General features: G+C 60.9%; 25 protein-coding genes and 1 pseudogene. 16 read left to right on the top strand and 10 right to left on the bottom strand.

The window, feature by feature from the left end:
• The first annotated feature begins 11 nt into the window (after positions 1–11).
• A complete protein-coding gene (locus ACLK1G_RS18255; RefSeq protein WP_420766699.1) occupies positions 12–758 on the top strand; it encodes a phytanoyl-CoA dioxygenase family protein in 747 nt (248 codons plus the stop codon).
• A gap of 9 nt (positions 759–767) precedes the next feature.
• On the opposite strand, the pseudogene ACLK1G_RS18250 reads toward ACLK1G_RS18255, so the two are convergent.
• The 3 genes and pseudogenes from ACLK1G_RS18250 to ACLK1G_RS18240 all read right to left on the bottom strand — a co-directional run bounded on the left by ACLK1G_RS18250 (position 768) and on the right by ACLK1G_RS18240 (position 2,370).
• Positions 768–1,137 (bottom strand): annotated as a pseudogene (locus ACLK1G_RS18250) (cupin domain-containing protein).
• Between the two features lie 100 nt (positions 1,138–1,237).
• Positions 1,238–2,044, bottom strand: coding sequence for an AraC family transcriptional regulator (locus tag ACLK1G_RS18245; RefSeq protein ID WP_420766698.1), 807 nt, complete (start codon positions 2,042–2,044; stop codon positions 1,238–1,240).
• Between the two features lie 134 nt (positions 2,045–2,178).
• The gene (locus ACLK1G_RS18240) at positions 2,179–2,370 is read right to left on the bottom strand and encodes a YegP family protein (protein ID WP_249873713.1); all 192 of its coding nucleotides are present in this window, start codon (positions 2,368–2,370) and stop codon (positions 2,179–2,181) included.
• A gap of 162 nt (positions 2,371–2,532) precedes the next feature.
• Here ACLK1G_RS18240 and ACLK1G_RS18235 point away from each other — a divergent pair, with 162 nt between their 5' ends.
• From ACLK1G_RS18235 to ACLK1G_RS18200, 8 genes are all read left to right on the top strand, one after another.
• Positions 2,533–3,468, top strand: coding sequence for a LysR substrate-binding domain-containing protein (locus ACLK1G_RS18235; RefSeq protein WP_420766697.1), 936 nt, complete (start codon positions 2,533–2,535; stop codon positions 3,466–3,468).
• Positions 3,469–3,539: 71 nt separating this feature from the next.
• Positions 3,540–3,905, top strand: a complete 366-nt coding sequence (locus tag ACLK1G_RS18230; RefSeq protein ID WP_420766696.1) for a 5-carboxymethyl-2-hydroxymuconate Delta-isomerase — start codon at positions 3,540–3,542, stop codon at positions 3,903–3,905.
• A gap of 372 nt (positions 3,906–4,277) precedes the next feature.
• Positions 4,278–5,651: a glutamine synthetase family protein gene (locus tag ACLK1G_RS18225; RefSeq protein ID WP_420766695.1), complete on the top strand. Its 1,374-nt coding sequence runs from the start codon at positions 4,278–4,280 to the stop codon at positions 5,649–5,651.
• 162 nt (positions 5,652–5,813) lie between these two features.
• Positions 5,814–7,463 carry a phosphoethanolamine transferase gene (locus tag ACLK1G_RS18220; RefSeq protein ID WP_420766694.1) on the top strand — a complete coding sequence of 550 codons (1,650 nt, stop codon included), beginning with the start codon at positions 5,814–5,816 and terminating at the stop codon, positions 7,461–7,463.
• A 65-nt stretch (positions 7,464–7,528) separates the two neighbouring features.
• Positions 7,529–8,170 carry a class I SAM-dependent methyltransferase gene (locus ACLK1G_RS18215; RefSeq protein ID WP_420766693.1) on the top strand — a complete coding sequence of 214 codons (642 nt, stop codon included), beginning with the start codon at positions 7,529–7,531 and terminating at the stop codon, positions 8,168–8,170.
• A gap of 121 nt (positions 8,171–8,291) precedes the next feature.
• Positions 8,292–9,425, top strand: a complete 1,134-nt coding sequence (gene rnd / locus ACLK1G_RS18210; RefSeq protein ID WP_420766692.1) for a ribonuclease D — start codon at positions 8,292–8,294, stop codon at positions 9,423–9,425.
• Positions 9,422–9,715, top strand: a complete 294-nt coding sequence (locus ACLK1G_RS18205; RefSeq protein WP_420766691.1) for a YcgL domain-containing protein — start codon at positions 9,422–9,424, stop codon at positions 9,713–9,715. Before rnd ends, ACLK1G_RS18205 begins: the two co-directional genes overlap by 4 nt.
• Before the next feature lie 122 nt (positions 9,716–9,837).
• On the top strand, positions 9,838–10,770 hold the full coding sequence (locus ACLK1G_RS18200; protein ID WP_420766690.1) for a D-2-hydroxyacid dehydrogenase: 933 nt from the start codon (positions 9,838–9,840) through the stop codon (positions 10,768–10,770).
• Between the two features lie 121 nt (positions 10,771–10,891).
• Here ACLK1G_RS18200 and ACLK1G_RS18195 read toward each other — a convergent pair whose 3' ends face one another.
• Entirely contained in the window at positions 10,892–11,485 is a 594-nt protein-coding gene (locus tag ACLK1G_RS18195) for a nitroreductase family protein (RefSeq protein ID WP_420766689.1), read from the bottom strand.
• 159 nt (positions 11,486–11,644) lie between these two features.
• Here ACLK1G_RS18195 and ACLK1G_RS18190 point away from each other — a divergent pair, with 159 nt between their 5' ends.
• Both ACLK1G_RS18190 and ACLK1G_RS18185 read left to right on the top strand, forming a co-directional pair.
• Positions 11,645–12,094 (top strand): YcgN family cysteine cluster protein, encoded by a 450-nt coding sequence (locus ACLK1G_RS18190; RefSeq protein ID WP_420766688.1) that lies wholly within the window; start codon positions 11,645–11,647, stop codon positions 12,092–12,094.
• A 35-nt stretch (positions 12,095–12,129) separates the two neighbouring features.
• A complete protein-coding gene (locus ACLK1G_RS18185; protein WP_420766687.1) occupies positions 12,130–13,359 on the top strand; it encodes a hypothetical protein in 1,230 nt (409 codons plus the stop codon).
• A gap of 120 nt (positions 13,360–13,479) precedes the next feature.
• Here ACLK1G_RS18185 and ACLK1G_RS18180 read toward each other — a convergent pair whose 3' ends face one another.
• The 4 genes from ACLK1G_RS18180 to ACLK1G_RS18165 form a co-directional block, all read right to left on the bottom strand.
• Positions 13,480–13,857, bottom strand: a complete 378-nt coding sequence (locus ACLK1G_RS18180) for a YgaP family membrane protein (RefSeq protein WP_420766686.1) — start codon at positions 13,855–13,857, stop codon at positions 13,480–13,482.
• A gap of 77 nt (positions 13,858–13,934) precedes the next feature.
• Complete coding sequence (locus ACLK1G_RS18175) at positions 13,935–14,405, bottom strand: RNA methyltransferase (RefSeq protein WP_420766685.1); 471 nt, start codon at positions 14,403–14,405, stop codon at positions 13,935–13,937.
• Between the two features lie 203 nt (positions 14,406–14,608).
• Positions 14,609–14,983 carry a YajD family HNH nuclease gene (locus ACLK1G_RS18170; protein WP_003184246.1) on the bottom strand — a complete coding sequence of 125 codons (375 nt, stop codon included), beginning with the start codon at positions 14,981–14,983 and terminating at the stop codon, positions 14,609–14,611.
• Between the two features lie 48 nt (positions 14,984–15,031).
• Positions 15,032–15,718 carry a spermidine synthase gene (locus ACLK1G_RS18165; RefSeq protein WP_039593339.1) on the bottom strand — a complete coding sequence of 229 codons (687 nt, stop codon included), beginning with the start codon at positions 15,716–15,718 and terminating at the stop codon, positions 15,032–15,034.
• A gap of 76 nt (positions 15,719–15,794) precedes the next feature.
• Here ACLK1G_RS18165 and ACLK1G_RS18160 point away from each other — a divergent pair, with 76 nt between their 5' ends.
• On the top strand, positions 15,795–16,079 hold the full coding sequence (locus ACLK1G_RS18160; RefSeq protein ID WP_420766684.1) for a hypothetical protein: 285 nt from the start codon (positions 15,795–15,797) through the stop codon (positions 16,077–16,079).
• 46 nt (positions 16,080–16,125) lie between these two features.
• On the opposite strand, the gene ACLK1G_RS18155 is transcribed toward ACLK1G_RS18160, so the two are convergent.
• Positions 16,126–16,599 carry a cyclic nucleotide-binding domain-containing protein gene (locus ACLK1G_RS18155; protein WP_420766683.1) on the bottom strand — a complete coding sequence of 158 codons (474 nt, stop codon included), beginning with the start codon at positions 16,597–16,599 and terminating at the stop codon, positions 16,126–16,128.
• A gap of 130 nt (positions 16,600–16,729) precedes the next feature.
• Positions 16,730–18,784 carry a S9 family peptidase gene (locus tag ACLK1G_RS18150; protein WP_420766682.1) on the bottom strand — a complete coding sequence of 685 codons (2,055 nt, stop codon included), beginning with the start codon at positions 18,782–18,784 and terminating at the stop codon, positions 16,730–16,732.
• A gap of 159 nt (positions 18,785–18,943) precedes the next feature.
• On the opposite strand from ACLK1G_RS18150, the gene ACLK1G_RS18145 reads away from it, so the two are divergent.
• The 4 genes from ACLK1G_RS18145 to ACLK1G_RS18130 all read left to right on the top strand — a co-directional run bounded on the left by ACLK1G_RS18145 (position 18,944) and on the right by ACLK1G_RS18130 (position 22,381).
• Positions 18,944–19,438 (top strand): MFS transporter, encoded by a 495-nt coding sequence (locus ACLK1G_RS18145; protein WP_420766681.1) that lies wholly within the window; start codon positions 18,944–18,946, stop codon positions 19,436–19,438.
• A gap of 31 nt (positions 19,439–19,469) precedes the next feature.
• Positions 19,470–20,246, top strand: a complete 777-nt coding sequence (locus ACLK1G_RS18140; protein WP_420766680.1) for a class II glutamine amidotransferase — start codon at positions 19,470–19,472, stop codon at positions 20,244–20,246.
• Between the two features lie 12 nt (positions 20,247–20,258).
• Positions 20,259–20,801, top strand: coding sequence for a DUF2937 family protein (locus tag ACLK1G_RS18135; protein ID WP_420766679.1), 543 nt, complete (start codon positions 20,259–20,261; stop codon positions 20,799–20,801).
• Between the two features lie 293 nt (positions 20,802–21,094).
• Positions 21,095–22,381: an MFS transporter gene (locus tag ACLK1G_RS18130; protein WP_420766678.1), complete on the top strand. Its 1,287-nt coding sequence runs from the start codon at positions 21,095–21,097 to the stop codon at positions 22,379–22,381.
• Positions 22,382–22,431: the final 50 nt, after the last annotated feature.

Here is a 22,431-nt window from a genome sequence, read left to right as displayed (position 1 = left end):
GAGGTGGTGTCGTGGCGACTGACGACCTTCTACGTGCCTTGCATCAGGACGGCTTTGTCCTGATGCCCGGTGTGTTGGACGCCGGGCAGGTCGCCGACCTGCGTCGCGCTATCGACTTGCTGAAGCCTCAGCACTGGGATTACAGCGGCGTCATCGATCATTACAAATGCGTTTTCAACCGGGATCCGTTCTGGTTGCCGTACCTGGACGTGAGCGCAGTTATCGAGCTTGCCGAGGCCGCCTTGGGAGATGATTGCCATATCATCGGGCAGACAGCCTGGCGCTGCCATCCCGGTTTTATCGGCGCGCCTCTGCATCTGGATTACCTGCCCATGGAGCTGCCGCCCGCCCTGTTGACCGACCCCGGTTTCGAACTGCCGATGCAGGTGTTCACCGCACAGTTTTACCTTGATGACATCGATGCTGACTTGAGCCCGACACGGGTAATACCCGGCAGCCACAAGGCGGGCCGGGCGCCTGCGGCGGGCGAAACGCAGTGGCAGGGACGTTCGGCGCAGCCAGTGTTGTGCCGGGCGGGCGATGTTCTGGTACTGCGCAGTGAGTTGTGGCACGCCGGCAGCGACAACCGGACCGCCGACCGCACGCGGTACATGCTCCAAGTGCATTACGGTCGGCGGATGGTTGCGCAGAAGTTCTCGCCTTATCTTCAGTGGCAGTTCAACCCCGCAGTACTGGCCGTCGCGACGCCTCGCCAGCGACGGCTGCTTGGCGATCACCAGGAAGCGGAATACGACTGAGCTGCCCGGTCAGATCCAGACGTCATTGACTGCGGTTCGCGTATTGATTTGCTCCCCCGTGTTGATGACGCCCCGCGGTTCGATCAACAACAACTTCACTTCCCGCTCGGCACTGGGTTTGTGCTCGACGCCTTTCTTGACCACATACATCTCGCCCGAGGCCAATCATGACGGCGCCATCGCGAAAGTCGATGCGCAGTTCACCTTCCAGCACGATAAAGGTTTCGTCGGTATCGGCATGGGTGTGCCAGATAAAATCGCCTTCGAGACGAGCAATCTTGAACTGGTAGTCGTTCATCTCGGCGACAACCTTGGGTGTCCACTGCTCATGGAACAGCGCGTATTTCTGCGCGAAGTTAATGGGGGAGTAATGATTCATCGCGGTACGCTCCTCAATTGAAAGTGAGTGCTACGTTAGGGTCTGGATCGTCGCGGGTATTGGATGATCGTGCAGCTTTCTGCTGGAGGGGCGCAGGGCTTCAGCGCAGCATTTTCAGCCAGCGTGCCGGTGAAAGACCAAAGGCCTGGGTATGGAGCCGCGTCATGTGGCTCTGGTCGAAAAAGCCACAGGCCAGCGCCGCTTCACTCAAGGGCATGCCGTGCAATACCAGGCGACGAGCTTCGCTCAATCGACGTTGGGTGATGTAGCGATAGGGGCTGGTGCCGTACAAGGCGCGAAAGTCCCGCGACAGGCTCCATCGGTCCCGGCCACTGGCCTGCACGAGGTCATCGAGGGTAATGGGTTGGTCAAGGGCATCATGAATGAACAGCCGCGCGCGTTCCGCAGCAGGGTAGTCAAGCAGCCTGCGGCCTCGTCGGCTCCCTGACGCGACGGCGAGCGCCTGGGCCAGGTCGTAGATGGCATCCTCTTCCTCCAGTGGATCGAGACGATGCTCGAGGCTGGCCAATAACCGGCGGGTCGCTATGTTGAGTCGTGGATCGTTCGAAAGTCCGCCTTCGATGAAGGGCAGTGACCTGCCGCCCAACACTTGTTGGATCAACGCGGGCTCAATGTAGGACATCCGGTAACGAAAGCCATCGATCGTTCCGGCCTCCCCATCATGCACCTCGTCCGGGTGCAGGACGATGGTTCCGCCGGGCTGGCTATGGCGCTTGCTGTGCCGGTAATTGAAGCTCTGGACGCCGGAAAGCGTGAAGCCGATTGCATAGGTGTCATGCCGATGGGTGTTATACCCATGACCGCTGAAATAGGCCTCGATGCGTTCCAGTTTCCTCGATTCAGGCGCACGCATCAGCCAGTCGCGACGGTGACTGAATTGACTCATGAGCTCCGACCTCTCGCTGTTGTCTGCACACGATACCCGCCTGCCAGCTCGCGTCGCAGCAAAAACTCAACTCAAGTTCGGGTAAAGCTGCTCTGGTGCAGAGCAGCTTGCGCATCCGCCGCCAATGGACGGCTTCAGATTTCCTTTACGGGCGTCTCGCCGTGGGCACTTTTGATCAATCCGATAACGTGCAGGCAGTCGGCCTTGTTCACATAGGACTCGCCGCTGGCGATGGTTTCGTGATTGCCGGCCCTCAGGCGCCAGCGCCACTGGCCTCGTCCGGTGCTTGGGGTTCCTCGGGTCTGTCGGTAGATTTCAAAATACATCGGTTCGCTCCCTGCGATTCATTCATTCAAGACATGTTCTGGACATGTCGTCGCAAGCCTAGCCAAGCTGCACGTTTTCGCTATGGGGAAAACGTTTCCAATGATGATGGGATATTTCAGCGAATTTCAGCGCTGCTCAAACTGATAACCAGGAGCGAAAGGATGAACCGCAACGAATTGCGCAAGGCCGACATCAACCTCATGGTCGTCTTCGAAACGTTGATGCTGGAGCGTAACGTGACACGGGCAGCCGAAAAGCTGTTCCTGGGGCAGCCGACCATCAGTTCCGCGCTCAACCGCTTGCGCAAAATGTTCAACGACCCGTTGTTCATTCGCGTCGGCCACCGCATGGAGCCGACCGTCCGCGCCAAGGAAATCGTCCAGCACTTGTCGCCGGCCCTGGACTCGCTGTCGGTGGCCCTGAGCCTGACCCACGATTTCGACCCCGCCAGCAGCACCATGACATTTCGCATCGGCCTGTCGGATGACGTAGAGTTTGGCCTGCTTCCCCCGCTGTTGCGCAGCTTGCGCCAGGAAGCGCCGAAAATCGTGTTTGTCGTCCAGCATGTCGATTATTGGCGCATCCCCGATCTGCTGGCTTCCGGCGAGATCACCGCTGGCATCAGCCAGACCCGCGGGCTGCCGGCCAACGCCAAGCGCAAACTGCTGCGGCACATCCAGCCCTGTGTGTTGCGGGCCGACGCTTCGGACAAGCCGCTGACGCTGGATGAATATTGTTCGCGGCCCCATGTGCTGGTTTCCCATACCGCCAACATCGCCGGGTTGGCTGACGAATGGCTGGCGGAGATCGGTCGCAAGCGCCAGGTGGTGTTGTCCGTGCCCCAGTACAGCGCCCTGCCGGCGTTGCTGGCCGGCACTGATCTTATCGCCAGCCTGCCGGACTACACCGCCACGGCCATGGCCGCTTCCGGTCGCTTGTTCAGCGAGCCATTTCCCTTCAAGACGCCGACGCTGGACCTGTCCATGGTCTGGCTGAGCCATGTCGACAACGATCCGGCGGAGCGTTGGTTGAGGTCCCGGCTGGAGGCATTCATGAGCGAGCGCATGGGAGCGATGGGCGAAACAAAACCTGCCTGAAAGCACAAAGTCGAGGTATGGTTGCGCCAACCCATTCCAGCAATCACTTTTTTCGAATCGGAGTCGAACGCATGCCTCACTTGCACATGGAGTACACCGCCAACCTGACCGAGCTGAACGCTGATGTCGCGCTGTTGCGCTTGAACAATGCGCTGGTAGCCTCGGGGCAGTTCGCTGCCGAGTTCGACATCAAGAGCCGGGCCGTGAAGCTCGAGACGTTCCGCGTAGGAACCGGCATGGGGGAGCGGGCTTTCGTGCATGTGAAACTGGCCTTGCTGAGCGGCCGTTCACCGGAAATCAAAAAACAGCTGGCTGACAGCCTGCTGGTGGTAATTCAGGACCTGGGCCCTTGGCCCGCCGGCGTTAGCGTGCAGTTGTGCGTGGAACTGCTGGATATCGACCGTGGCCCGTACGCCAAGGCTGCCATCGGTTTTTAATGTCTGTTCGAGCGGTGCGATTGTTTAGCGCGAGTCGATCCAGACTCCGCTAAATGATGGTTTAACGGTCAATGGCGTCGTGTGACGCTTGAACCGAACATTTCCTGTGATATCCCTATGGACGGTTGGCCCGCAGGCCCTGCATACCCACCACTCACCGCCGAGGGGGCGGCTGGCGGTCGCATACCTGCCATAGCACCTTCATCCTGCGCGCTGCCCTGTGAACTGGCGTTCTGGGCGCTCTGGCATTGCCGCCATGCGCGTCCTCCAGACCTTCGTATTTCCTGTTGATCCTTGAACTGTGCTCGTCGCTGGCGAGTACAGCCTGACGGCGCCTGGTCGCCCGTCCGACATGAATATACGAGTGTGTCCATGAATCTTTCTTTTGCATCCGAGCAACAGGCCCAGGCGTTCCTGGCACAAAACCCGGATATCGAGCTGTTCGAATTGTTTATCGTCGACAACAACGGCGTGCCCCGGGGCAAGTGGCTGCATCGGGACGAATTGCTCGCGGTCTATCAAAGTGGCCGGCCACTGCCCAGCACGATTCTGGGGCTGACCTTCAATGGCGACGACGTGGAGAATTCCGGCCTGGTCTGGGATGTGGGTGACATTGATTGCCGGGCCTATCCCATCAGCGGCAGCTTGCAACGCATGCCCTGGCGGCAGATTCCCACCGCCGCGGTGCAAGTGGCCATGCATCCCCAGGAGGGCATGCCGGCGGCCATCGCCGATCCCCGCCATCTGCTCGGCCGGGTCATCGACGAATTGCAGGCGGACGGCTATTACCCGGTGATGGCGGCGGAGCTGGAGTTCTACCTGTTGGATGGGCAGCGCGACAGCGAGGGCCGGCCCCAACCGGCGCGGGACGTCGACGGCAGCAGGCCGCGCCATACCCAGGTCTATGGCTTGCGTGAACTGGAGCAGATCGAGCCCTTTCTCGCCGATCTCTATGCGGCCTGCAAACTGCAGGGCATTGCGGCCCGGACAGCCATTTCCGAATACGCTCCGGGGCAGGTGGAAATCACCCTCGAACACCGTGCCGATGCCTTGCAAGCCATGGATGAAGCGGTGCGCTACAAGCGGCTGGTCAAGGGCGTGGCCCATAAACATGGGATGGCGGCGTGTTTCATGGCCAAGCCATTCGAGCATCTGGCGGGATCTGGCCTGCACATGCACGTCAGCCTCGCGGACCGGGATGGTAACAATCTGTTTGCCAGCGAAGCCGCCGATGGCACGCCGTTACTGCGTCAAGCGGTGGGCGGTATGCTCGAAACGTTGCTCGACTCGCTGTTGATGTTCTGTCCGAACGCCAATTCCTACCGTCGGTTTCAAAGCAACAGCTACGCGCCGCTGGGGGCGACGTGGGGCGTGGACAATCGCACCGTCAGCTTGAGGGTGCCCGGCGGCCCGGCGTCCTCGCGGCACATCGAGCATCGTATCTGTGGCGCCGATGCCAACCCCTACCTGGCTGCGGCGGCAATATTGGCTGGCATCCATCGGGGCATCCGCGGACAGTCTGATCCTGGTGCGCCTGTCGAAGGCAACGGCTATGCCCAGGCCACCCAATTATTGCCCACCGACTGGCTCACGACTTTACGCGCCCTGGAGGCGTCCAATTGGGCGCGGGACGCTTTTGGGGAGGCGTTCCTCGGTGTCTACCTGGCGGTCAAACGTGCGGAGTATCGCCAGTTCATGGGGGAGGTCGGCGAGCAGGATTGGCGTTGGTACCTGAACCAGGCCTGAGGGCGTTCAGAAGGATTTAAATAATTATTTAACGGCAACTTTTTCACGAAAAATTGATGGTGGGCTACCTAAAGTTTGTGCTGCCGTAGGGAATGAATTCTCACATTTTCCTTGCGGCGCTTTTCTTTCTTAGAGCAACTTTTCAGGAAGTTTCCACCCATCATGCTGACTATCAAAGCCGTGCGCCCCGAGTGGGTGACGCTGGCCGCCAGTGCCTTTTTGTTAGTGGGTTTCAATCTGATCCTCTGGCAGCATCTGCTCACCATAACCGCATCCGATGGGCACGCTGCGCTGCTGTGCCTGGCGTTTGGCGTGATGGTGTTCTGCGCGTTCAACCTGGTGCTCACGCTGCTGGCGTTCCGGCCGCTGCTAAAGCCGTTGTTGATGGCGCTGTTTATGATCAGCGCTGGCGTAGCATATTTCATGGCCGAGTACGGCGTGTTGATCGATGCCGGGATGTTGCGCAACTTTGCCGAAACCAATGCCACGGAAGTTCGCGACCTGTTGTCGTTCAAGTTGTTTGCCTATTTATTCTCGTTGGGTGTCCTGCCAGCCTGGTTGTTATTCAAGACACCGATAAAATATCGTCGCTGGCCCAAGGAGTTGTTAAGTAAGTTTGTGGTCTCCGTGGTCACGATTGCCGTGCTCGGCGGGGTGGCGTTGGTCAACTACCAGGGCTTGGCGTCGTTGTTTCGCAATCATCACGAGTTGCACTTGATGGTCGTGCCGAGCAACTACATCGGTGCGTCGATCGGCTATTTGCGCGAGCAGGTCGCATCGGCCAAGCAACCGTTCATCACGTTGGGCGAGGATGCGAGTCGTAACCCGGCCTGGCAAACCCATCCACGAAAATCCCTCACTGTGCTGGTCGTGGGCGAGAGCGCCCGTGCCGAGAACTTCGGCATTCTTGGGTATAACCGTGATACCACGCCGCAACTGGACAAAGAGGCCGGCCTGATCGCCTTCACCGACGTGCATTCCTGTGGCACCGAAACCGCCGTGTCAGTGCCTTGCATGTTTTCCAACATGGGGCGCAAGAACTACGACGCGAGCAAGGCCAAGAACGAAGAGGGGTTGCTCGACGTGCTCAAGCACGCCGGGCTGGACGTGATCTGGCGCGACAATCAGTCCGGCTGCAAAGGCACCTGTGATCGGGTCACGGTGCAGGATGTGAGCAATCTCAAGGACCCGGCGCTGTGCGCCAACAGTGAATGCCGTGATGAAATCCTGCTTCAGGGCTTGCAGCACTTCATCGACAGCCTCGACAAGGACACCGTGCTGGTACTGCATCAGATGGGCAGCCATGGGCCTGAATACTTCAAGCGCTACCCCAAGGAATACGAGCATTTCACCCCGGTGTGTGAAAGCAACGCGTTGAACAACTGCAGCCGCGAAAGCATCGTCAACGGCTACGACAACACGCTGGTGTACACCGACCACGTGTTGTCGACGCTCATCGATCTGTTGCGGGCCAACCAGGACAAAGTCGACACGGCCATGCTGTACCTGTCGGACCATGGCGAATCCTTGGGCGAGTACAACCTGTTCCTCCATGGCACGCCCTACATGCTAGCGCCGGAGCAACAGAAACATGTGGCAATGCTGGCATGGTTCTCCGATAGCTATCAGAAGTCCTTTGCTGTCGACACCCATTGCTTGCAACTGAGTCGGGACAAGCCCCTGAGCCAGGACAACTTGTTTCATTCGATGATTGGGCTGTTGGAAGTCAACAGCAAGGTCTACAACCCGGACCTCGATCTGTTTGCCAATTGCCGGGGAGCGGTGATCGATGGCGTGCTTGCCCGGGAATGATTCCTACACCTTTTTTTCACCTGGCGTTGTTTAAGCTGTTGTCGAATCTTCCATGAGCCGTAAGTATGTCCGGGCAACCCCCATCCACCGTCGAGCTTGAATTCGCCAGGCAGCATGACCGAGAGCATGCACAAATCTGTCGCCAGCCGGTGCCCCGCCGTTTACGCCTGACCTTCTGGCGTGACGAGCAATTGGTGCGCAACGCCATGAAAGTGGCCGGTGAGCCTGGGCTGGTGTTGGATGTCGCGTGTGGAGCCGGGCGGTTCTGGCCGGTGTTGGCCGAACATGCCAACCGGGTCATCCTGGCGGCGGACCCTTCGCCGGACACCCTCGATCACGCACGCAGCCACCACGGTGGTGCGTTGCTCAAGCGGGTCAAGACCTTCCCCAGTTCGGCGTTTACCCTTGGGCTGTCAGCCAACGCCGTGGACTGCATTTTCTGCCTGCAACTGTTTCAGCACATCAAGGCCAGCGAACATCGCCAGGCCTTGTTGCGCGAGTTTCATCGGGTCAGCCGCGATACGGTGGTCGTGTCGGTCCGGATCGAAGGGCGTCTCAAGCTCGGCCAGCCTGGGCGGCGAATCCTGGCTGGCAAGAACGACGTCGAAGGGGAGTTTGTCGAAGCCGGTTTCAGTGTGCTGTGGTATCAGGATTTCCTTCCGGGTTTCGCCTTGAGACGGGTTTATGTATTGCGCAAGGCCAGTTAAGTTCTGATGTAGGACTATTCTTGCGATTGCGTAGGCGATTTCTCTCAAGCTCTTGCTCCGTAGATGCTCGCAATCGCCGACGGCGATATATACTGCGCGCCATTCTTCAAGGGAGAGCCGTGTGGCCATCGATATTCACTGGATTCGCGACAACGATAGCCTCGGTCGGTTTTGCGCCGAATGGCAACAGTTGCCGTTCGTCGCCCTCGACACCGAATTCATGCGGGTCGACACCTTCTATCCCATCGCCGGCTTGCTGCAGATTGGCGATGGTAAAAGTGCGTACCTGATCGACCCCTTGAGCATCGACAATTGGCAGCCCTTGGCCGCGCTGCTGGAAAATCCGGCTGTGCTCAAGGTGCTTCATGCCTGCAGCGAAGACCTGGAAGTCCTGCTACGCCTGACGGGCAGCCTGCCCGCGCCGCTGTTCGACACCCAACTGGCCGCCGCCTACCTGAACCTGGGTTTTTCCATGGGTTACTCGCGGTTGGTGCAGGAGGTGCTGGGCATCGAGTTGCCCAAGGGCGAGACGCGCTCCGACTGGCTGCAGCGACCCTTGTCCGAGACGCAGATCAGCTACGCCGCGGAGGACGCGGTGCATCTGGCGGAAGTCTTTGTAGAGCTGCGTCCCAAGCTTTGCGACGACAAATACGCCTGGGTACTGGAAGACGGCGCCGAACTGGTCGCCAACCTGCGTCGCGAAGTGGACCCCTACGAGGTTTACCGCGAGGCTAAGCTGGCCTGGAAACTGTCCCGCGCGCAGTTGGCCGTGCTGCGCGAACTGTGTGCCTGGCGCGAGCGCGAGGCGAGGGCTCGTGATTTGCCGCGCAACCGGATCATTCGCGAGCACTCGTTGTGGCCCCTGGCCCGCACGCAGCCGGATAACCTCGCTGCGCTGGCAAAAATCGAAGACATGCATCCGCGTACCGTGCGTCAGGACGGTGAGTTCCTGCTGGACCTGATCAAGCGCGCGGGCAGCGTGCCGCCCGAACAGTGGCCGCCCGCCGTGGCTGAACCCTTGCCCATCGAGGCCTCGGCGCTGCTCAAGCGTCTCAAGGCACTGGGACAGGCCGAAGCCGAGCGCCTGGGCATCGCCCCGGAATTGATGCTGCGCAAGAAAACCCTCGAAGCCCTGATCAAGAGTGGCTTTCCCGAGGGCCCTTACCAACTGCCCGATTCGCTGCGTGGCTGGCGCCGCGAGTTGATGGGCCAGGCATTGCTCGACAGCCTGGCCACCGCCGGAGAACAGCCTTGAAACGAATCTGCTCCATCTACCGAAGCTCGAAGAAAAACGAGATGTACCTGTACGTGCTCAAGAGCGACGCGTTGGCCCGTGTGCCGGAACCGTTGATGGCGGCATTCGGCAAGGCCATCCACGCATTCGACCTGGTATTGAGCCCGGAGCGCCAGTTGTCCCGGGAGGACATCGGCAAGGTGCTGGAGAACCTCGACACCCAGGGTTATCACCTGCAAATGCCACCGGCCGAAGATGAGTACATCGAGCATCTGCCTGAAGAGTTGCTGCGACGCAACGATCCGGTCTGACGATGCCCGGGCGCCTGTCCAGGCGCCTGTTGAAAACGAAAAATGATTATTGGCGATTGGCCGCAAGGATGGAGCGATACTCTGTCAGCGGTCGTCTGCACTGTTTTTGAAAGGTTTGATTCATGCGCGTTCTGATTGCCGAACACGACCACGCGGTCTATGCCCAGCTCCTGCGTCAGGCTGCACCCGATATCGAAGTGCTGACCAGCGGCGATTCCGCCGAGCTGTCGCGGCTTGCCACCGACTGCCCGGTCTGGCTCGGCCAGCCTGATCTATTGGCGACGCTGTTGCGTCAGGGCCATCAACCCCGTTGGTTGCAATCGACGTGGGCGGGCATCACGCCGCTGCTGGCCGAGGGCCTGACCCGCGAGTACCGCCTGACCCGCGCAGTGGGCATCTTTGGCCAAGTGATGGCTGAATATGTATTGACCTACATGCTGGGGCATGAGCGCGAGGTGCTGGCTCGGCTGGTCAGCCAGGTGGAGCGCAAGTGGGACAACCGCCAGGGGCAAAGCCTGGCGGGGCGCAAGGTGCTGATCGTCGGAACCGGCGATATCGGCCAGCGCGTGGCGCAGTTCCTGGTGCCGTTTGGCGTGCAGTTGTACGGCATCGCCAGTGAAGCCCGTGAGTTGGCGCCGTTTATCGAAGTCGGTGCGCTGGCGGATTTGCCGCGGTTGGTGGGCGAGATGGATTACGTGATCAACCTGCTGCCGAACACGCCGGATACCCATGACATCTACGACGCCGCGCTGTTCAAGCGATTCAAGCCCACCGGTTTGTTTATCAATGTCGGCCGTGGCGTGGCCGTGGTTGATGCCGACCTGGTGCAAGCCTTGAAGGACGGGCACCTGGCCGGGGCGGTGATCGATGTGTGTCGCCAGGAGCCGTTGCCGCAGCGCCATCCGTTCTGGACGGCTTGGGGCTTGCTGTTGACGGGGCATAGCTCGGCACCGACCTCGCCGTCCATGATGGTGCAGCTGTTCCTGGAGAACCTGCGCGCTTACCAGGCTGGCGAAGCGCTGCGTGGGGAAGTGGATTTCAGTCGGGGCTATTGAGCAAGCCCCGATCAAACTGTGGGAGCGAGCTTGCTCGCGATAGCGGTGTGTCAGTTGCCATCCAAAGTGACTGGCCTGACGCCATCGCGAGCAAGCTCGCTCCCACTGTTGCTTGTGACGCTCAGAGAGTGAAATCCCCCTCGGCCACCAGTTCGCTCAACGGCCGGCGCGGGCTTGGGACTTCGCGGGCCTGGAGGTAGTCGGCCAAGGTGGATTTATCCCCCAGCTTGCCGATCGCCACGGCGGCATGCAGGGCGTAGCCGTCCGGGATTTTCAATTCCTTGCGGGTCAGCTCCTGGTCGAAGCCGGCCATGCCATGGGTATGCCAGCCGCTTAGGCTCGCTTGCAGCGCCAGATGGCCCCACGCCGCGCCGGTGTCGAAGGTGTGGCATTGCGCCGGGGTTTCTTCGGTGGCGCCGGGCACCGCGAACGTGGTTTTCGAGGCAATGATCACCAGCGCCGAGGCGTGCTGGGCCCAGCCACGGTTGAACTCGTTGAGCAGGCCCAGGTAACGCTCCCAGTTCGGCGTGTCACGACGGGCATAAAGGAAGCGCCACGGCTGTGAGTTGTACGCCGAAGGCGCCCAGCGCGCGGCTTCGAAGAAACTCAGCAAGGTTTCTTCCGCAATATGTTCGCCAGTGAAAGCGCGGGGGGACCAGCGTTCGATGAATTGGGGATGGATCGCGTAGTCGGCAATGCGGAAGTTGGCGCTCATGGGTTCACCTTGGCTAGGTTAGGGAATCTGATGACGCAACCTACGTCCCGGTGTGTGGCCTGACAAGTCCCTTCTACCGACAGTCGCCAATGCTTGGCCTCACGAAGCCTCGGCACTAGACTGTCGGCCTTTTCACCACGTGATGTTGATGCTCGAGCCATGGCCGCCAAAGTCGAACCGTTCTGGATACGCAAAACCCTCGATCAGCTCGATCCGCAGGAGTGGGAATCGTTGTGCGACGGCTGTGGCCTGTGCTGCCTGCAAAAGCTCGAGGACGAAGACGACAACGCCGTCTATTACACGCGCATTGCCTGCAAACTGCTGGACCTGAAGACCTGCCAGTGCACCGACTACCCCAACCGCCGCGACTTCGTTCCCGATTGCATCCAGCTTACGCCGGGCAAGGCCGACGAGTTCAAATGGCTGCCGCCGACCTGCGGTTATCGCCTGGTCAGCGAGGGCAAGGATTTGCCGCTGTGGCACCACTTGGTCTGTGGCGACCGGGATGCCGTGCATCACGAGCGCATTTCCCAGTCGGGGCGCATGCTGGCCGAAGGCAGCGTGGCTGAAGAAGATTGGGAAGATCATCTGATTTTCCGCGCTGGTTGAATCAAAAGACATCGCATCGCATCACGGGAGCGCCCATGGCTTCAGGATTGAGACAGACACTGGCGGCGGGGCTGCTGGCGGTGTGCGGGCCGCTGTGGGCGGCGCAGAAAGTCGATCTGGATTATCACGTGCATTTGTTGCCGCAGAGCGACCAGGCTGAAGTGCGCCTGACCCTCGCGCGGGGCTCGGCGGTGCGCAGCCTGGATTTTGACCTCGGCGATGATGGCCGCTACAGCGATTTCAAGGCGGACGGCCAATGGCAGCTCACATCCGGCAAGGCGTCGCGAGGCGTCTGGCGTCCCGCTGCTGACAAGGCGAGCCTGACTTACCGCGTACGCATCAGCGAGTCGCGCAAGAACGGCTCTTTCGAAACCCGCATGACCCCTGGCTGGGCGCTGCTGCGCGGCGATGCCCTGGTGCCGCCGGCGAAGCTGGACCAGCAGGACGGCGTTGAGCTGGTGTCGCGCCTGGCGTTCGAGTTGCCGGGCGGCTGGCAAAGCATCGAGACGGCCTGGCCGCGTATCGGCAAGCAACGCTTTCGTATCGATAATCCATCTCGCCTCTTCGATCGCCCCACCGGTTGGATGCTTGCCGGCAAGCTCGGCAGTCGCCGCACGCGCCTGGGCGAGACCGACGTGACGGTGACTTCGCCCAAGGGCCAGGGCATGCGCAGGATGGACGTACTGACACTGCTGACGTTTGTCTGGCCGCAGGTTCAGGCGGTGGTGCCGCGTCATCCCGGCAAGTTGCTGATTGTCGGCGCTGGCGATCCGTTGTGGCGTGGCGCCCAGGCCGGCCGCGAATCGATTTATCTGCATAGCCGCCCACCGTTGGTCAGCGAGCGAGGCAGCAGCCCTTTGCTGCGCGAGTTGATGCAGGTGCTGGCGCGTATCAACGATCATGATCGCAGCGACTGGATCAGCGAAGGGTTCAATGAATACTACGCCATCGAATTGCTGCGCCGAGCCGGAGGCATGAGCGATGAGCGTTATCAGGCCCTGAACGATCGGCTCGCCCGGGACAGCAAGGGCGTCACCACGCTGCGCGGCGAGCAGATGAGCCCCGCGATGGTGTCCAGGGCGGTGCTGTTGTTACAGGAGCTGGACCGGGAGATTCGCCTGAAGACTCGCAACAAGCGCTCGCTCGATGATGTGCTGCAGGCGGCGATGCGCCTGGAAACGGTCGACACCGAGGAATTTGTGCAGCTCAGCGAGAGCATTCTGGGTGGTGGTTCAACTGTTCTGGATACCCGGTTACTTCAGTAATACCGCTATCGTCGGAACGCCGCCCGGAGCAGGCCCGCTCCACAGGGTTCTTGTGAACACCACAAATCCAATGTGGGAGCGAGCCTGCTCGCGATGCGGCCATCAGCGGCACTGAAAAAATCAGAGCCCAGCCTTAGGCGAACTCAACGAATCATTCCCCGTCACCGTGGCCGTACCTGTCGCCGCCTCGGCATTGGCCTTCATGCGGCTAAGTTCGTCGCCGGCCTGTTCGATGCGGGCGCGGGCGTCATGCAGATGCTGACGATTTCTTTCCAGCATGCTCTTGGCCGAACAATGCCCGGTGATGCCGCGCGCCAAGGCCATGCCACCGATTGCCAGTTGCGCCAGGCCGATCACCCCGCCGCGACGCAGACCCTTGCCCATCATCAGCACCCCGCCGGCTAATGAACCAATGCGCTCCCAGCCGTGAACGTTCTGTGGGCTGTGGGATTGGAAGGGGGTGGTTTCAACCGGCCCGAACGGATTGTTATCGCTCATGATCTGTCTCCAGTGTGGGAATTTGTATAAAGCTGACTGCCAGAGCGAATCCGTCGTTCCATGGAATTTCCGGCCGGTCAGCGGAATTGCGGTCCCGAGCGCGTGTTGTTGCCTTTGGCCATCCGGTCGTACAGCACGACGTTGACCGTTGCCGCCAGGTTCATGCAGCCATGAGTGGGGATGTAGATCACGTCTTCGCACCAGTCGCGGATGTCTTTGTCCAGCGAGCCGTCTTCCGGGCCGAAGATATACAAGGCGCGGTCCGGATGGGTGTATTCGGGCAACGGACGGGCGCCTTCCACCAGTTCGACGGCCACCGGCACGCAGCCCAGGGGCAGGATCTTTTTCAAGTCGTCGATGCCGATCAGCGGGATGTCGTAGTGGACTTTCTTGGTGTCGGTGACAAAGTCGGCCGCGCGTTCATAGCGTTTGCCGGTGTAGAACACCGACGCCACGCCGTAGCAGCCGGCGGCGCGCATGACCGAACCGACGTTTTCCGGTGACTTGGGGTTGAACAGACCGATGCAGCTGTAGCGTTTGTTGGCCACGGACGGGAGTGCCTTTGGGAAAAGGCGCGATTATACGGGGAATGGGGGAGGGTGGTCAGGTTCGAGATGTGTGGTGTTCGTTCGATCGTCATCGCGAGCAGGCTCGCTCCCACAGTGGATTTTTTGGCGTTCAAAAAATTGTGGGAGCGAGCTTGCTCGCGATGACGGCCTTGCAGCCTGTAAAAATTCTTGGGTGATGACGATTACTCGTCTTTTTTCATCAACCCCGCCAACGCGGCGAAGGGGTTGTGGGTCGCCTTGGCGATCTTCGGCGTGCTCAGGGAGCCGTCGCCGAAATACTGCTGGTCGGTGTAGCGTGAGTGCTCGTTGTCGTGGCAATACAAGCACAGCAGTTCCCAGTTGGAACCGTCCTGCGGGTTGTTGTCGTGGTTGTGGTCGCGGTGGTGAACGGTCAGTTCGCTCAGGCGCTTGCCGGAAAATTCACGGGCGCAGCGGCCGCAGACGTGGGGGTACATTTTCAGGGCTTTGTCGCGGTAGCCCATCTCCCGGTCGCGCTGGGCGTCGGCGAGGATACGGTCCAGCTTGGCAGTGTTGGACGGCGGGGTGGACGAACTCATGGGTTCACCTTTGTAGAAAAGACTGATGACGGTTGGATAGAGTTTAGCTCAGCCCTTGAGCTTCTCGGCAATCCAGATGGTGTGGCGGGTGCCTTTGTTGCCATGGGCGAACACCTGCACCTCTTCAGCCTTGAAACCGGCCTTCTTCAGCTTGTCGGAAAACTGCCGGTCGGCGCTGGCCGACCATACGGCCAGTACGCCCTTGGGCCGCAGGGCCTTGGCGCAGGCGGCCAGGCCCCCGGCCGAATACAGCCAGCTGTTGGCTTTCTGGGTCAGGCCTTCGGGACCGTTGTCGACATCCAGCATGATCGCGTCGAACCCCTGGGGTTCGGCTTGCAATACCTTGGCAACGTCCTCCAGGCGGATCACCGTGCGTGGGTCCGACAGCGGTCGCCCGGCTTTTTCGCCCAAGGGGCCACGATTCCACTCCACCACGCCTGGCACCAGTTCAGCCACCACCACTTCAGCGCTCTTGCCCAAATGCTTGAGGGCCGAGGCGAGGGTAAAGCCCATGCCAAGCCCGCCGATCAGCACGCGCGAGCCGGGGCGACCGGCGACCTTGCGACAGGGGATCTCGGCCAAGGCGTCTTCGGAACCGTGCATGCGGGTGTTCATCAGTTGCCCGCCGTCGCCGCCCTGGATCTTGATGACGAAGTCCTCGCCATACTCGAACAGGCACAAGGCGCCGCCGTTGTCGGGGATAGGCGTGGTGTCGAGCAGAACAAAACGTTTCATGGAAATCTCATGGAGAAGAAGCAGACCGGCCCGGCAGGGGCTAGCCTGAAAGCAGACAATAGCCATGGAGCCATTGATGAAGTGCATCATTCTAACGGCCATTGCGCTGGTGGCGCTCTCGATAAGTTGCGCCCAGGCCCAGCAACCGACGATTCCGGTCGCGCCGCCGAGCATTCCCGGCTCTCCCGGCACCGCCACGCCCATGCCGTATCCGCCGGTTACGCCCAGCGGCGTCCCAAAGGTGGCGCCAGGAAACGGCCCGCCCCTGTTGCCGCCCATCGAAATGCCCAGGCCGCCCAAGGACCAGCCGCTACCGGGTATGGAGCCGAAGCCGGAGAAGGCCAAGTCGCCGGGGGGGTAGATTGCGCATACGACGCCATCCCATAGGTCTGTGTTTCAGCTAGGAGCTAGACCTGCTGCGACAGCAGCTGTCCATCCGCCATGCGCAGACGCTTGGAGAGGGAGACGGCGAGGGCGCGGATGATCTTGGCGGCGACCTTCGGTGCGTCGTTGAGCATTTTTTCCAATGAGTCCTTGCCCAGGTTCAGCAATTGGCAGTGAGTGGCCGCGATGCAGCTGGCCGAGCGCCGTTCGCCGTCGAGCACGGCCATTTCGCCGAACGCCCTGCCGCTGCGCAGTGTGGCAATGGTCACGGGTTGGCCGTCGGGGCCGGTTTTCTGCACGGCCACCTGTCCTGTATGAAGGATGCACATGAAACTGCCGGCATCGCCCTCGCGAAAAATCGCCTCGCCCTCGGCGACGGTGCTGATGCTGAAGTAACCCGATGCGGCGGCGAAGTCGACGGGCAGCAGTTGGTCGAACAGACCGCAGTCCATCAGCCAATCGCGGATTTGGTTGTTCAGTAAGGTCGGTTCTGACATGTCGTCACGGTCTTTTTCTTGTGCTCGTTGCGGTTTTGGAGTGCTTGGATATCAGCCAATTCCCACAGAGGATTGTGTCAAATCCGGGCCCAGCGCATGGAGCTAAGACCCGGCCTTCACACAGAGTTCCTCAGGCCACTCCCAAAACCTTCAACACAAACGCATATTCGAGCGCTACGTCACGCAATCCCTGGTAGCGACCGCTCATGCCGCCATGGCCGGCGCCCAGTTCGGTCTTGAGCAGCAGCAGGTTGTCGTCGGTCTTGGTGGCCCGCAGCTTCGCGACCCACTTAGCCGCTTCCCAGTACTGCACGCGGCTGTCGTTGTAGCCAGCGATCACCAGCATCGCCGGATATTCCTGGGCGCGGACGTTTTCGTACGGGGCGTAGGCCCTGATCCGATCATAGACCTGCGGCTCCTCGGGATTACCCCATTCGTCGTATTCGGTCACCGTCAATGGCAACTCGGGATCGAGCATCGTGTTTAGAACATCGACAAACGGCACTTCGGCGATCGCGACCTTGAACAGCTCCGGGCGCTGGTTGAGCACCGCGCCGATCAATAGCCCACCGGCGCTGCCGCCGCTGATCGCCAACTGGCCGGCGGTGGTGAAGCCATTGGCGATCAGGTGTTCGGCGCAGGCGATGAAGTCGCTGAAGGTGTTGTGCTTGTGCTCTTGCTTGCCGGCGCGATACCAGGCTTCGCCCAGTTCACCGCCACCGCGCACATGGGCGATGGCAAACGCCACGCCGCGGTCCAGCAGGCTCAACCGTGAATGGGAAAACCACGGGTCGAGGCTTTCGCCATAGGCGCCGTAGCCATACAGATACAGCGGCACTGGCCGACCCAGGGCCTCGCGCTTGACCACCAGGCTGATGGGCACTTGCGTGCCGTTCGGTGCCGTGGCCCAAAGCCGTTGGCTGATATAGGCGTCGGCATCGAACGGACCCAGTACCGGGGTTTGCTTGAGCACGACCTGGTTGCCGCTGGCCAGGTCCAACTGGCGGATCTGGGCCGGGCGATTCAGTGCCTCGTAGCGCAGGCGGATGCGCTCACTGACGAATTCCAGACTGTTCTGTACGTGCAGGCTGTAGGCCGCGTCTGGAAGTTGCACCCGATATGTCGGCGATCCCTGTGGGTGAACTTCGATGATCGGCAGGCCGCCTTCGCGCAAGCTCAAGGTCATGGCCATGGCGTTCAGGCTCAGGCCGTCGATCATCACCGTGTCGCTGTGGGGGATCAGGTTCTGCCAGTCGGCCTCGGTCGGCGCCTCGCCCGTGTCGACGGCCTCGTACAGCGCGAAGTTGATGCCGTCACGGTTGCTGCGGATAAACCAGGTCCAACGATCATCGAGCAAGCCGTGGTCGACGTCGTACTCATGGTTTTCCACCCGTGGCGCCACGCAGGTAAACGGCTGTTGCGGCTGCGCCGCGTCGAGCACCCAGACTTCACTCGTGGTCTTGCTGCTCAGGGACAGGATTAACTGTTTTTCCGAGCTGGAGCGGTAGCAATGCAGGAAAAACCGCCCGTCCGGCTCATGGAAGACCTCTTCGGCGGCGGTACCGTCCAAACGATAACGAAACAGCTTATGCGGGCGATGGGTGTCGTCCAGTTCGCCAAAGAACAGCGTCAGGCTGTCGTTGGCCCAGGTCATGCTGCCATCACAGTTTTCGAAGGACAGTTCGCTGACCCTGTCGTTGGACAATTCCTTCACGAACAGCGTGTAGATCTCATCACCCGTGGTATCCAGGCTGTAGGCCAAGCGTTGGTGATCGGGGCTGATGCTGAACGCACCCAGGGCAAAGAATCCGCCCCCGGCCAGGGCGTTCGGGTCCAGCAACAGCTGTTCATGGCTTTCATCCACGGTCAGGCTGTCGTCGGCCGGACGCGGGCAGCGGTAGTGGCGCGGGTATTCGTCGCCCGCCGTGGTTCGGGTGTAATACAGGTAGGGACCCCAGGGCGAGGGCAGGGACAGGTCGGTTTCGAGGATTCGTCCCTTGATTTCCTGGAACAGCGTTTCGCGCAGTTCGGCCTGGTCGGCAAGCAGGGCCTCCTGGTAGCTGTTTTCAGCCTTTAGGTAATCGAGCACGGCGTCGGTGTCGCGGTCTTGCAGCCAGGCATACGGGTCGATACCAGGGGCCTTGCGGGCAATCGGGGCATCGGTAACGTGGGCAGATCGGGGCATGGAAAAACTCTCGAGCGTGATACGAAAAGGGACAAGTGCCTGGCGGGGTCAGTTCTGCCGCCGGACCGAAAAACTCTCCATGCCGGGCATCCGCTGGATGCCGGGGCAGCCTGACGAGCGAAAAGCCGTTACTATAAGCGCCTCTTTGCCTGCCTTGCCATGGACACCATGACCGAGAACGACTATCTGATTGCCTGGGGCCTGTACGCCTTTGCCGCCGTGGGCTGCCTCCTGGTTTGGATGCGCATGACCCGCTTCATGTGGCGCTGGTTGCGCGAGCCGCTGCGGCTGCTGATGGCGGTGTTGCTGTTCAGCCCCACCATCGTCGACCCGGTGAAGGAAAAGGTCGCGCCGGCCTTGGCCATCGTCGCCCTGGACGTGTTGTTCAAGGTCGGCAACAACGTATGGCGCGCAGCGTCCGACCTGCTTATGTACGGCATGATCGCGTTCGGCCTTTATCTGATTTTCGTGCTGATCCGCTTCCCCATCGAACGCGCTGCCCACGCTCGCAGGGAACGGGCCGCCGCCGCTAAAGCCGCCGCCGCTGCCGAGCCTGACGACGAGCCGCCGTTCGGCGTGGCCGGTGACGACCGTTACGGTCGCCCACCCGTGCCGAGCAACCCCCAGCGTTCGCGTATCGAACCGCGCTTGTAATCGGGCCGCCCAATCAAACGAGGGTTCGAGCATGTGTGAGTTATTGGGCATGAGCGCGAATGTGCCGACCGACATCGTGTTCAGCTTCACTGGGCTGATGCAGCGCGGCGGCAAGACCGGGCCGCACCGCGACGGCTGGGGCATCGCCTTTTACGAGGGCCGTGGCCTGCGCCTGTTCCAGGACCCGGCCGCGAGTAGCGAGTCTGAAGTGGCGAACCTGGTGCAGCGTTATCCGATCAAGAGCGAAGTGGTGATCGGGCATATCCGCCAGGCCAACGTCGGCAAGGTCTGCCTGTCCAACACGCACCCGTTCGTGCGGGAGTTATGGGGACGCAACTGGTGTTTCGCCCACAACGGCCAGCTCGCTGATTTCCAGCCGGGCGCAAGCTTCTACCGTCCGGTGGGTGATACCGACAGCGAAGCGGCGTTCTGCGACCTGCTTAACCGCGTGCGCCAGGCATTTCCCGAGCCAGTGGACGTGGAACAGTTGCTGCCGTCGTTGATCGAGGCCTGCACCGAATACCGCAGCAAAGGCGTGTTCAACTGCTTGCTCAGCGATGGCGACTGGCTGTTCTGCTATTGCTCGACCAAACTGGCGCAGATAACCCGTCGCGCGCCGTTCGGCCCGGCGCGGCTCAAGGACGTGGACGTGATTGTCGATTTCCAAGCGGAAACCACCCCCAACGACGTGGTCACGGTGATCGCTACCGAACCCTTGACCGAAAACGAAACCTGGACCCGCTACGAGCCGGGCCAATGGAGCCTGTGGCGGCGCGGCGAATGCGTCAGCCACGGCCGGACCGAATAAGGACGTCACGTTATGTTGCTCAGTTATCTACGGCTGGTGTTGTTCGCGGTGGGCCTGTTGGTGGGGGTCCAGGTTCCGGGGTTCATCAATGATTACGCCAAGCGGGTCGAGGCTCACCTGATCGAGGCGCAGACTGGCCTGCAAGGTTTCCAGGGCACCGCCAATCAATTCTTCAAAGGCGACATGCAGGCCCTCGTGGCCCATTACCGCGCCAGCGAAGACCCGATCTTTCGCAGCGATGCCGACAGCCTGAACACCTTGCTCATGCGCCAGCAGGCCCTGGACAAGCAATTCCAGGCGATGCAAGGCCCGTGGTACATCCGCCTGCTGCAAGTGGCGCTGGCCGCCGATCCGGACATCCGCAAGGAAACCTGGAACGGCTACAGCTACCAGATCCTGCTGACCCCCGAGGCGATGATCTGGGGCATCAGCGGCGCGATGTTGCTGTCGTTCGGCCTGGAATGCCTGTTCCGCCTGATCGACTGGGTGGTGCTGGGCGGCAAGCGCCTGCGCCAGAGCCGGCCGATCGAAGAGCGTGACCTGCGCGGGCTCTAGTGGCGAGGGGATTTATCCCCGCTGGGCTGCAAAGCAGCCCTCATTGCAGTCAATTAGATAATCCTGTTTGGCCTTGTTGGGGGCCGCTTCGCGACCCAGCGGGGATAAATCCCCTCGCCACAACGGTGTCCTCCAAGTTTTCCGGCAATCTTGCCCACCCAATCAAATTTTTCTTATGACCCGGCCAAGGTTTTATTCGTTGGACGGGATCGGCTGCGCGCTCAAGAATCGGGGCAAGGGTCTTCGCGCCAGCATCGTCGAGACTCACAACAATAAAACCGTGGAGAACCACCATGAGTGCACCCGACACGCTCGGCGTCCCCCAACCCCAGGCCCGGTCCGGCCCGTTCGATTGGTATCGCAACATCAACCAGCAGGAGCGGCGCACCTTCTGGAGCTGCAAGATCGGTTACGCCCTGGACGGCATGGACACGCAAATGCTCAGTTTCGTGGTGCCGACCCTGATCGCGATGTGGGGCATCACCACCGGGCAGGCAGGCCTGATCCACACCAGCACCTTGATCGCCTCCGCCATTGGCGGCTGGGTGGCGGGCATTCTCTCTGACCGCATCGGCCGGGTCCGTACCCTGCAACTGACGGTGCTGTGGTTCGCATTCTTCACTTTTCTGTGCGGCTTTGCCCAGAACTACGAACAACTGTTGATCGCCCGCACGCTGATGGGCTTCGGTTTCGGCGGCGAGTGGACCGCCGGCGCGGTGTTGATGGGCGAAGTCATTCGCGCCAAGGACCGCGGTAAAGCGGTGGGCATGGTGCAATCGGGCTGGGCGCTGGGTTGGGGCATGACGGCGATCCTGTATGCGCTGCTGTTTTCGGTGCTGCCGCCGGAAGACGCCTGGCGCGCACTGTTCATTCTCGGCATCGTGCCCGCCGTGTTCGTGATTTTCGTCCGCCGGTTGGTCAAGGATCCGGAAGTCTACAACCAGACCAAGGCCCGCCTGACGCCGGAAAACCCAGCGAAGTTCTACGAGATTTTCGCCCCCGGCATTCTCTTCACCACGATACGAGCCTCGTTGCTGACCACCGGCGCGCTGGGTGGTTACTACGCGATCACGTCCTGGCTGCCGACTTTTCTCAAGAACGAACGTGGCCTGAGCGTCCTGGGCACCGGTGGCTACTTGGCCATGGTGATCGTCGGCTCCTACGTGGGTTACGTCATCAGTGCGTACCTGTCGGACATCCTGGGACGAAAGAAGAATTTCGTCCTGTATGCCGTAGGCTCGTTCACCATCGTCTTGCTGTACACCCAGGTGCCGGTGAGCAATAACGTGATGCTCTGGCTGGGCTTTCCCCTGGGCTTTTTCGCATCGGGTATGTTCAGTGGCATGGGCTCGTTCCTCACCGAGCTGTTTCCCACGCGCATCCGGGGTTCTGGCCAGGGTTTCTGCTACAACATTGGCAGGGCGGTGGCGGCACTGTTTCCGCTGCTGATCGGTATCTTGAGCCAGAAGGTGCCGTTGAGTGTTGGCATCGGTGCGTTCGCGGCAGTGTCCTACGGCGTGGTGATCCTGGCGGCCCTGAGCCTGCCGGAAACCCAAGGCAAGCAGCTGGAAGCCGAGTAACTGATACCCTGAGGGACGAGGTCCCACGGGCTTAAAAGAAAGAACTTACA

The sequence above is a fragment of the Pseudomonas algeriensis genome (assembly GCF_048847255.1).
Lineage (GTDB): Bacteria > Pseudomonadota > Gammaproteobacteria > Pseudomonadales > Pseudomonadaceae > Aquipseudomonas.
The sequence above is the reverse complement of the archived record's forward strand: the minus strand, read 5'-3'. Positions and strand labels throughout refer to the sequence as shown.